The sequence below is a fragment of the Acidovorax sp. HMWF029 genome (assembly GCF_003060895.1).
Taxonomy (GTDB): Bacteria; Pseudomonadota; Gammaproteobacteria; order Burkholderiales; family Burkholderiaceae_C; genus Acidovorax.
The window spans coordinates 13,585-23,715 of the sequence record NZ_QAIH01000198.1 but is presented as its reverse complement, the minus strand read 5'-3'; the positions used below and the strand labels follow the sequence as shown (position 1 = coordinate 23,715).

Annotated in this window: 11 protein-coding genes; 7 read left to right on the top strand and 4 right to left on the bottom strand. The window is 66.6% G+C overall.

Features of this window, described 5'->3' with window-relative positions; all coding sequences use genetic code 11:
• Positions 1 to 559 (bottom strand): PHB depolymerase family esterase (locus DBR12_RS13925; protein ID WP_233244504.1); only part of this gene is annotated, 559 nt, incomplete at its 3' end.
• 335 nt (positions 560 to 894) lie between these two features.
• Between DBR12_RS13925 and DBR12_RS13920 the strand changes: the two genes are divergently transcribed.
• Genes DBR12_RS13920 through DBR12_RS13905 form a run of 4 tightly spaced genes read left to right on the top strand, consistent with a single transcriptional unit; the run spans position 895 to position 3,947 of the window.
• On the top strand, positions 895 to 1,473 hold the full coding sequence (locus DBR12_RS13920) for a cysteine hydrolase family protein (RefSeq protein WP_108617803.1): 579 nt from the start codon (positions 895 to 897) through the stop codon (positions 1,471 to 1,473).
• Positions 1,474 to 1,488: 15 nt separating this feature from the next.
• Positions 1,489 to 2,280 carry a carbon-nitrogen hydrolase family protein gene (locus DBR12_RS13915; protein ID WP_108617802.1) on the top strand — a complete coding sequence of 264 codons (792 nt, stop codon included), beginning with the start codon at positions 1,489 to 1,491 and terminating at the stop codon, positions 2,278 to 2,280.
• On the top strand, positions 2,277 to 2,912 hold the full coding sequence (locus DBR12_RS13910) for a DJ-1/PfpI family protein (protein ID WP_108617801.1): 636 nt from the start codon (positions 2,277 to 2,279) through the stop codon (positions 2,910 to 2,912). Before DBR12_RS13915 ends, DBR12_RS13910 begins: the two co-directional genes overlap by 4 nt.
• 36 nt (positions 2,913 to 2,948) lie before the next feature.
• On the top strand, positions 2,949 to 3,947 hold the full coding sequence (locus DBR12_RS13905) for a GlxA family transcriptional regulator (RefSeq protein WP_108617800.1): 999 nt from the start codon (positions 2,949 to 2,951) through the stop codon (positions 3,945 to 3,947).
• Positions 3,948 to 4,082: 135 nt separating this feature from the next.
• Here the strand turns inward: DBR12_RS13905 and ppk2 are convergent, their stop codons facing one another.
• Positions 4,083 to 4,997 carry a polyphosphate kinase 2 gene (gene ppk2 / locus DBR12_RS13900; protein ID WP_108617799.1) on the bottom strand — a complete coding sequence of 305 codons (915 nt, stop codon included), beginning with the start codon at positions 4,995 to 4,997 and terminating at the stop codon, positions 4,083 to 4,085.
• 118 nt (positions 4,998 to 5,115) lie between these two features.
• Between ppk2 and DBR12_RS13895 the strand changes: the two genes are divergently transcribed.
• Positions 5,116 to 6,186, top strand: coding sequence for a transporter (locus DBR12_RS13895; RefSeq protein ID WP_199226691.1), 1,071 nt, complete (start codon positions 5,116 to 5,118; stop codon positions 6,184 to 6,186).
• A 63-nt stretch (positions 6,187 to 6,249) separates the two neighbouring features.
• Positions 6,250 to 7,125: a plasmid replication/partition related protein gene (locus DBR12_RS13890; protein ID WP_108617798.1), complete on the top strand. Its 876-nt coding sequence runs from the start codon at positions 6,250 to 6,252 to the stop codon at positions 7,123 to 7,125.
• Positions 7,126 to 7,128: 3 nt separating this feature from the next.
• Here the strand turns inward: DBR12_RS13890 and DBR12_RS13885 are convergent, their stop codons facing one another.
• Positions 7,129 to 7,980, bottom strand: coding sequence for a SirB1 family protein (locus tag DBR12_RS13885; protein WP_108617797.1), 852 nt, complete (start codon positions 7,978 to 7,980; stop codon positions 7,129 to 7,131).
• Between the two features lie 96 nt (positions 7,981 to 8,076).
• Positions 8,077 to 9,636, bottom strand: coding sequence for a murein biosynthesis integral membrane protein MurJ (gene murJ / locus DBR12_RS13880; RefSeq protein ID WP_108617796.1), 1,560 nt, complete (start codon positions 9,634 to 9,636; stop codon positions 8,077 to 8,079).
• 186 nt (positions 9,637 to 9,822) lie between these two features.
• Here murJ and rpsT point away from each other — a divergent pair, with 186 nt between their 5' ends.
• Entirely contained in the window at positions 9,823 to 10,125 is a 303-nt protein-coding gene (rpsT, locus tag DBR12_RS13875; RefSeq protein ID WP_015015385.1) for a 30S ribosomal protein S20, read from the top strand.
• The last annotated feature ends 6 nt before the right edge of the window (positions 10,126 to 10,131 follow it).

Sequence of the window (10,131 nt, the reverse complement as noted above, 5' to 3'; positions counted from 1 at the left end):
TGGCACCGGCCGACAAGCCTGCCACGGCAACACGGGCCAAGTCCACCGGGTGGCGGCGGGCCACCTTGTCTACCGCCGCCAGCAGCGTGGCAGCCTCGGCCTGGGCTTTGCCGTTGCGGCGCTCGAACCAGTTCCAGCAGCCATGGGCGTTGGCCATGCGCTCCTGCTCGGGGTAGAGCACCAGAAAACGCTCGCGCGCGGCCAGCCGGTTCATGCGCGTGGCGGCGGCCAGGTCACCCCCCGTCTGGCCGCAGCCATGCAGCATGACCAGCAAGGGCAGCTTTTCGTCCGCCTTCAGCGCCAGCCCCGGCGGGATGTAGAGGTGGTAGCGCCGGGCGCCCGCTGGCCCGGGGGCCATGCCGCCCACCCACTCTCCGCGTGCGGGCACGGGCTTGCTGGCTGCACGCCGGGCGGGCACCGCAGGCGCTGGCGCCACCCGGCGCGGCGCGGCCGGAGCCTTGGCGCGCACAGGGCGCGCTGCCCGCGCAAAGGCCTTCAGGTTGCGCTGGTAGGCCCGCGTCAGCGCTGACAGGGAGAACAAGCGGGAGCGTCGGGCCATGGCGGGGAGGTGTGTGGTGGGCAGATGGACTGCAAAGGGGCAAAGAACCTAGGGTGCAACACCACACTAGGGAAAACCCTAGACACCATAACAGCTTGTAGAGAAATCTGCGCAATCACTATCCATTTGATAGCAATAAAACATTACCCATCAAGCGCAAAACCCCGATAGCAGCAAGAATCACCCAGGCACTTCGGGCGAACATGGACCACTGCACCAGCCAGCCTATCAAGCAATGGCTTAAATTGATCGAAACCTGTCCCTTGTGGCGCGGACTCTGTGTCCAACAGTATGAAAAATCAAGGCTTCTGAGCACCCATTGAAAGAAGCGCACCATGAAATCATGTCTGATAGTGATTGACGTCCAGGAATCCTTCCGCCACCGCCCCTTCTTCACCGCGCACGGCCTGCCCGCCTACCTGCAGGCCCAGAACGCCTTGATCGAAGGGTGCGTAGAGCGCGGCGTGCCGGTGGTGCGGGTGTTTCACAGCCAAGGCCCTGAAGTGCCCGAGAACGCGTTTTCGCAGGTGTCTGGGCAGGTGCGCGCGCTCGATGGTCTGGCCCCCTTCGAGGCTGCAGCCACTTTCACCAAGTCGCGCCACAGCGCGCTGGTGGGCACGGGGCTCGATGTATGGCTGACGCGCCACGGCATCCAGCGCCTCATCATCAGCGGCATCCGCACCGAACAATGCTGCGAGACCACCACACGCCACGCCTCGGACCTGGGCTGGGAGGTGGACTACGTGCCAGATGCCACCCACACCTGGGACATGGTGCAGCCCGACGGCCAGGTGCTGTCAGCCGCCGACATCAAGACCCGCACTGCCACGGTGTTGCAAGGCCGCTTTGCCACCCTGCGCACCGTGCAGGAAGCACTGGACGCCCTGGACGCGCTGGAAACGACCGCAGCCTGACCCTCGGAGAACACCATGCGCGCCACTGTCTGCGAATTGCCCTATCAACCCGACCGTCTCGAAGCCGCCTGGGCCGCGCTGTGCGCCCACACCCGCAGCGCGCAATCCGAGCTGGTGCTGCTGCCTGAGTTCGCCTTTGTCGAACCGGTATGGGAAACCTCCCACGCCGATCCCGCGCGCTGGAGCGCCGCTGTGGCACTCAGCGGCGCCTGGGAAGCCCGCCTGCCCGAGCTGGGCGCCGACTGGGTGGTGGGCGCGCGCCCGATCACTGCGGGTGGGCGGCGCTTGAACGAAGGCTTTCTCTGGTCTGCGCAGACGGGCTATGCACCCCTGCGGCGCAAGTTCCACCTGCCCGACGAGCCGGGCGGCTGGGAGGCACAGTGGTTTGAGCGCGGTGATGCCGCATTCCCCCGTTTCACTGCGGGGCCGCTGAGCTTCGGCCTGAACATCTGCACCGAACTCTGGGCGCTGGACACGTACGCCGACTATGCGGTGCAGGGCGGTCTGCAAGCCATCCTGTCCCCCCGCGCCACAGCAGCCGCCACCACCGACAAATGGCTGGCCGTGGGCACCGTGGCCGCCGTTCGCACCGGGGCGTACAGCCTGTCGTCCAACCGCGCGGACCACGCCGCAGGCACCTATGGCGGCGCGGGCTGGGTCATCAGCCCGGACGGCGCACTGCTGGCCCGCACCACGGCAGAGCGCCCCTTCTGCACGGTCGATGTGGACCTGGACGCCGCAGCCACGGCGCGCAGCACCTATCCGCGCACTGTCTTTGCGCCCCACCTGGCCACCACCGCACCATGACCAAGACGCCCGACACCCCGACCGCCAAGCCGCTGCAGATCGCCATCCTCATTTTTGACGAGGTGGAAGCCCTGGACCTGGGCGGCCCGTACGAAGTGTTCACCACCGCCGCGCGCATGGCACAGCGCCTGCAGCCTGGCGCACCACCACCGTTTGCTGTGCAGTGCGTGGCCCGCAGCCTCGCACCCGTGCGGGCCCGCGCTGGCCTGCGCGTGCTGCCCGATGCCGACTTCACCAGCGCCACCGCGCCCGATGTGCTCATCGTGCCCGGCGGCGTGGTGGACGCCGCTGCTGCCTGCGCAGACACCCGCGCCTGGGTGGCGCACGCAGCACGTGGCGCACAAATCACCGCCTCGGTGTGCACAGGCGCGTTCATCCTGGCAGCTGCGGGCGTGCTCACCGAAGGGCCCGCCACCACCCACTGGGAGGACATTGCCGATCTGCGCGCGCAGTTTCCCGCACTGGACGTGCGGGACAATGTGCGCTGGGTGGACCGGGGTGCGCTGGTCACGTCGGCGGGCATCAGCGCGGGCATAGACATGAGCCTGCACCTGGTCACGCGGCTGGCAGGGGCGGCACTTGCGCAGCGCACCGCCCGCCAGATGGACACCCCCTGGAACAGGGAGCCATAAACCGCCCTGGGGGCGCCCCGTTTTCAAGAACTTGTGATGCAGGACACAACACCCTCCCCCATCCATGTGTACTTCGCCCTGCTGCCTGGCAGCCTGGTGCTGGACTGGGCCGGCCCCGCCGAGGCCCTGCGCATTGCCAACCAGACCCTGGTCGCCCAGGGCCATCCAGAGCGCTTTGTGCAGCACTTTGTGAGCCCCACGCCCGAATCGATGTCGTCCGTGGGCGTCGCAGTCACCGGCCTGGCGCCGCTGCCCGACACGCTGCCCAGCCCTGCATGGGTGGTGCTGGTGGGCCTGGCGGGCCGCAGCATCGACGTGAGCGGTGCGCAAGCCCAGGCCCTGCTGCACTGGCTGCGCGGCCTGCGCCCGGTGGCCGGGCAGCTGGAGCTGGTCACCGTGTGTGCGGGCGCCGTGCTGGCCGCCCATGCGGGGCTGCTGACCGGCCGACGCGCCACCACCCACCACCTGCACCTGGACGAGCTGGCCCGGGTAGACCCCCGCTGCGACGTGGCCGCCAACCGCGTATTCGTGGCCGATGGCCCCATCTACACCAGCGCAGGCGTGACCACCGGTATCGACCTGCTGCTGCACCGCATCTCCGACATCTGCGGCCCCACCGTGGCCGTGCAAGTGGCCCAGGCCATGGTGATTGGGCTGCGCCGGGGGCCGGACGACCCGCAGTTCTCGCCCTTTCTGCACCACCGCAACCACATGCACCCCGCCCTGCACCGCGTGCAGGACGCCGTGGGGCAGCAACCGCAGGCCAACTGGAGCGTGCCGCAAATGGCCGAAGTGGCACACACATCACCCCGGCACCTCACGCGGCTGTTTCTGGAGCACGCGGGCATTGCCCCGCTGCAGTACCTGCGGCGCATCCGACTGGCCACCGCAGAGGCCGCGCTGCGCTCGGGCCAGAACGTGACGCAGGCGGCGCTGATGGCGGGGTTCAGCTCGGACACCCAGCTGCGCCGGGCCTGGCACCAGTTTGGGCGCGGGGGCACTCCGTCGCAGGGCAACTCAGGCCGTGCGCACTGAGCGGGCTCTGCCTGCCTCAAAACCTTTTCATAGTCGCCCAGGGTTCCAATCAGAAATTATTGAAACTTTTTTGCCCTCTGCGCGCAACAGATATGCCTTTATAGCTATCAATTAAATAGCAACCAAGCGCTGAATTCAGTAGATTTCCGGCACATACATGCTGGCGGGCACGGGCTGGCGCAGGTACTCAGGGTTGCGCACGCGGTCGGGCAGCACCACGGCGGGGTGTGGCACCTCCTCGTAGGGCATCTGTGCCAGCAGATGGGCAATGCAGTTCAGGCGCGCTTTTTTCTTGTCCACCGCCTGCACCACCCACCAGGGTGCTTCGGGGATGTGGGTGCGCTCCAGCATGGTTTCCTTGGCCTTGGTGTAGGCCTCCCAGCGCACGCGGCTTTCCAGGTCCATGGGGCTGAGCTTCCACTGCTTGAGCGGGTCGTGGATGCGGCCGAGGAAGCGCAGGTGCTGCTCTTCATCGGTGATGGAGAACCAGTACTTGATGAGCCGGATGCCCGAGCGCACCAGCATCTTTTCAAACTCAGGCACGGTGCGGAAGAACTCCTCGTACTCGTCGTCGCTGCAAAACCCCATCACCCGCTCGACGCCCGCGCGGTTGTACCAGCTGCGGTCAAACAGCACCATCTCGCCCGCCGCAGGCAGGTGCGCCACATAGCGCTGGAAGTACCACTGTGTGCGCTCGCGGTCGTTGGGGGCGGGCAAAGCCGCCACACGGGCCACACGCGGGTTCAGCCGCTGGGTGATGCGCTTGATCACACCGCCCTTGCCTGCTGCGTCGCGCCCTTCAAAAAGGATCACCACCTTCTCGCGGCTGTGCTGCACCCAGTCCTGCAGCTTGACCAGCTCGCCCTGCAGGCGAAAGAGCTCCTTGAAATACTGCTGGCGCGCCAGCTTGTCGGCAGCGGTGGGGGCGCCGATGTCATCTACCTCGCGGTCTTCGATCTCCAGCTCCAGCTCCTCGTCGTAGCTGTCGATCAGGTCATTGGCGATGCGCTGCATCAGTTCCTGAGAGTCAAGGGCGTTGTTGTAGAACATGGGGAGCCATCCGGCAATGCAAAAAGATGCGACATGGTGGCTCGCCGCAGTGACAGTGCCGTGACATCGGTGTGATCTGTCACGGTGCTGTCATGCCTGCAGGCCACGATGCGGGCCCGTGCCACCTGTTGATCTCCCTCCTCCTTCCACCACCACGCTCCCCGCAAACGCCAACCTGAACTATGGGGGCGATGCAGCCGGGCTGATCTGCGGCTACCTGCTGGGCGCCAACGCCGCACCGTGCGAAATCGACTCCGCCCAGGCGGCACAGTGGCTGGCGGGCCTGCAGGCCGGGGGCACGGCACCCCAAGGCCAGTTTCTGTGGCTGCACTTCAACCTGAGCCATGCCCAGGCCGTGCGCTGGATGGAGCGGCACGCCGACCTGCCCGAGGCATTTTTCGATGCACTCAAGGACCGCTCCGTCTCCACCCGCATCGAGCGCGACGACGATACGCTGATTGCGGTGCTGAACGACGCGCACTTCGACTTCGCTTTCGAACCCTCGGACATCGCCACCCTGTGGACCAGCGTGGCCCCGCACCTGATGGTGACGGGGCGCACCCGCCCGCTGCGCTCGGTGGACGCGCTGCGCACGGCGGTGCGCAGCGGCAACGCCCCCTGCTCCAGCGTGGCCCTGCTCGCCGAGCTGATGCGTACACAGGCCTCGGGCCTGGTGGACATCGTGCGTGGAGTGACCCAGCGCATCGACGATGTGGAAGACGCGCTGCTGGCGGGCCGACTGGACCACAAGCGCGCCCGGCTGGGCGTGCTGCGGCGCCTGCTGGTGCGGCTGCAGCGGCTGCTGGCACCCGAGCCCGCAGCGCTGTTCCGCCTGCTGCAGCACCCGCCCGCCTGGATGAGTGCCGACGATGCGCAGGAGCTGCGTGATTCGACCGAAGAGTTCTCGGTGGTGCTGCGCGACATGCAGGGCCTGCAGGAGCGCATCAAGCTCTTGCAGGAAGAGATTGCCGCCAGCGTGCAAGAGGCCAACAGCCGCAGTCTGTTCGTGCTGACGGTGGTGACTGTGCTGGCCTTGCCCATCAACATTCTGGCGGGCCTGTTCGGCATGAATGTGGGGGGTGTTCCGCTGGCTGACGACCCGCAAGGCTTCTGGATCATCGTGGCCGTGGTGGTGGCGTTCACGGCGGTGGCGGGCTGGCTGGCGCTGCGGGACGCTCGCGATCGGTAGGCGCAGTGGCGGGCACCACTACAATGCCGCCCCTTGCCCAGCTCCCCGGACTCGCCCGCCACCATGAACATCGTCGTCAACGAAGAACTCAAAGCCTACATCGAACCCCTGACCCCCGAAGAGCACGATGCGCTGGAGCGCAGCATCCTGACCGAGGGTTGCCGCGACGCGCTGGTGCTGTGGGGCGATGTGCTGGTGGACGGTCATAACCGCTATGGCATTTGCCAGAAACATGGCCTGCCGTTCCAGACCGTGCAGAACCCGCGCTTCACGTCCATGGAGGACGTGCACCTGTGGATGATCGACCAGCACCTGGGCCGCCGCAGCGTGTCGGACTTCCAGCGTGGCGTGCTGGCACTGCGCAAGCGCGAGATCATTGCGGACCGCAAGGCGCGCGCAGCCACCGCCGCCGAGCCCGCCGAATCCACTGCGGTGGCCGAGGTGCCGGCTGCCGCCCCCGAGGCCGCAGCAGCCCTCCCTGCCCCCGACCCATTGAGCAGCCGCGAAGCCATTGCCAAGGCTGCGCGCCTGAGCAGCAGCCAGGTGGTGATGATCGAAAAAATCCAGAAGCAGGCCGCCCCGGAGCTGGTGGCTGCCGTGAAGTCCGGCACCATTTCCATCAACGCTGCCGCCGCCGTGGCCACCCTGCCCGCCGAGGAACAGGTGGCGGCCGTGGTGGCGGGCAAGGACGAACTCAAGCAAGCCGCCAAGCGCGTGCGCGAACTCACCAAGCGCAAGCCGCGCGAAGAAATACCCCAGGACGAGAACACCACGGCCAAGGACGCCCAGGACTCCAGCCCAGGCGCCGCCGCGGCAGGCGCCGACGAGCTGCAGGCCCTGCGGGCCCGCGTGGCAGAACTGACTGCGGAGAACACCGAGCTGCGCCGTCAGGTGGCGCAACTGCAGGCGGCGCTGCCACAGGGCAGCACGCCCTTCTGAACGTCAGCCGCCAGCGTTGCGAAGCGCGCTCAGCCGGTCCGCAATGAGGTCGATGTCGAGCCCATCCTCGGCATGGGCCAGATAGGCCTCCAGGTCGGCCACCGCGTCGGCCGTATTGCCCCGCTCGGCATGGGCCAGGCCGCGGTCGCGCCGTTCGCCCCACGCCTGTGGCAGCAACACGACCAACCGGTCCAGCACGGCGACCAGCCGCTGCCAGTCCTGCTGGGTGCGGTGCACCTCTTTGAGGTTGCGCAGCATGCGCGCGATGATGTCGCGCGGCGTGGCCGCTTGCAGGTACAGGCCCAGCGGCACGTCGTAGTCGTCCACCAGGCCGTTGCGGCGCTTGTAGGGCTCCAGCCGCTCGGCCAGTTCCTCGCGGCTCAATGACTGGCCCGAGATCGGGTCCAGCACAACCTGCCCCTTGGGCAGCAGCACCTTGACCATAAAGTGCCCAGGGAACGCAATGCCCCGCGCATGCAGGCCCAGGCCCTGGGCCAGCTCCATCCACAGCACGGCCAGGCTGATAGGAATGCCCCGGCGCGTACGCAGCACCGCATTGAGGTAGCTGTTCTCGGGGTCGTAATAGTTGTTGATGTTGCCGCCAAAACCCAGGTCGGCAAAAAAGAACTGGTTGAGCGTACGCAGGCGCTGCAGCGCGGGCGCGTCGGCGGGCAGACGGCGCTTGATACGGGCCTGCAGCTGGTCTACATCACCGAGCAGTTGCTGCACGTCGAATTCGGGGTATTCGTCCTGCGCGAGGCTGGCGGCGGCTTCGAGCAACGGAAAGTGCTCATCGCTGTGCACCAGCGATGCAAAGTACTCCAGCGAGGTGGGTACGGAATAGCTCAGGGACATGGTGAATTTTTAAGCATCACGCCGGTCAGCGTCAATCGACAGAAAACCCATCTTGACAGGGCATTTGTGGCCTTCAGGGCGATATACCACGGCGTTTCAGCGACGCAGCATCTGGCGCAGCTTGAGCCCCGCCGCCCACAGGGCTCCAAAGTACAGCACGGCAGCCGCCACCATCAGTGCAGCCAGAAGGCCTATGCGCTGCCAGGTTTTTCCGCGCATTTCCACCCAGTCGAAATACTGCGCGCCCCACACCAGCAGCACCGCCAGCAAAGCACTCGCAGCAATCACCTGCAGGGCAAACTTGCCCCAGCCCGGCAGGGGCTTGTAGCTGCCGCGCCGCAGCAGCCCCACCAGCAGCCAAGTGGCGTTGATGAGCGCGCCGATGCCGATGGTCAGCGTCAATGCCGCATGCTGCAGGTAGCGCACAAGCACAAGGTTCATCAGCTGTGTGAGCACCAGCACCGCCACAGCAATCAGCATGGGGGTACGCATGTCGTGCTTTGCATAGAACCCGGGGGCCAGCACCTTGATGGCCACGATGCCTACCAGGCCCACGCCATAGCCCGTCAGCGCCAGCGTGGTCTGCCGCACGTCCTGGTCACCAAACGCGCCATAGTGGTACAGGACCGCCACCAGCGGCTCGGAGAACACCAGCAAGGCCACCATGCAGGGCACCGACAGCAGCACCACCAGGCGCAGCCCCCAGTCGAGCATGGCCGAGTAGCGTTCATCGTCCTGCTTGGCGCGGGCGCTGGCCAGCTGCGGCATCAGCACCACGCCCAGCGCCACACCCAGCAGCGCGGTGGGCAGCTCCATCAGGCGGTCGGCATAGGTGATCCAGCTCACGCTGCCCGTGGCCAGGTGCGAGGCAATCTGCGTGTTGATGAGCAGCGAGATCTGCGCCACGCTCACGCCCAGCAACGCGGGCAGCATCAGGCGCGCCACCTTGCGGGTGGTGGGGTCGGCCCAGGCGGCGCGGATGGCCGCCCAGCGCACCCCGATGCGCGGCAGCAGCCCCAGGCGCAGCAGCGCGGGCACCTGGATGCCCAGCTGCAGCAGGCCGCCCAGCATCACCCCGGCCGCCTGGGCATAGATGGGCTCGATGCCGTGGCGCGCAAACAAAGGCGCGCCCAGCGTGATGGATAGGATGAGCGCGATGTTGAGCAGCACCGGCGAAGCTGCCGGCACCGCGAATTTCTTCCAGGTGTTGAGAATGCCCCCGGCCAGCGCGACCAGCGACATGAAGCCGATGTACGGAAACATCCAGCGTGTCATGGTGACGGCGGCGTCAAACCCCTGGGACTGAAGCCCGCTGGCCATGGCCCACACCATCCACGGTGCGCCCAGCACCCCGGCAATGCACAGCAGCACCAGCGTCCAGGCCAACAGCGTGGCCACATGGTCAATCAGCGCCCGGGCACCGTCGTCGCCCTCCTGCGCGCGGGTGGCGGCCAGCACCGGCACAAAAGCCTGGCTGAAAGCCCCCTCGCCCAGCACGCGGCGGAACAGGTTGGGAATGCGGAACGCCACGTTGAAGGCGTCCGTCATGGCGCTGACCCCGAAGACGGAGGCCATGAGCAACTCGCGCACCAGCCCGGTGATGCGGGAGGCGAGGGTCAGCAGGGAGACGGTGGAGGCGGCTTTGAATAACGACACCGCAGGAAGTGTAGCCCTGGATGGTCGCCCCCCCAGGGGGCAGCACCAACGCCTGTACAGGCCTGTCGCGTGGATACCCTGGCGAAGGCGCGGGCAGGCTTTCGGGGGTGTGGTGGCCAAAATCCCTCTCTGGGCTATAATCGTCGGCTTTGCTGGCAACATCCACAGACCCAAGGAATATTCATCATGGCATCCGCTAAACCCAAAAAGAAGAACCCCCGCCTCGCGTCGGGCCGCAAGCGCGTCCGTCAGGACGTCAAGATCAACGCAGCGAACACCTCGCTGCGCTCCAAGTACCGTACCGCTGTCAAGAACGTCGAAAAGGCTGTTCTGGCTGGCGACAAGACCAAGGCGACCGAACTGTTCGCCAAGATGCAAGCCGTGGTGGACACCGTGGCCGACAAGGGCATCTTCCACAAGAACAAGGCTGCTCGCGACAAGAGCCGTCTGTCTGCCAAGGTGAAAGCCCTGGCACCCGCAGCCGCTTAATTCATT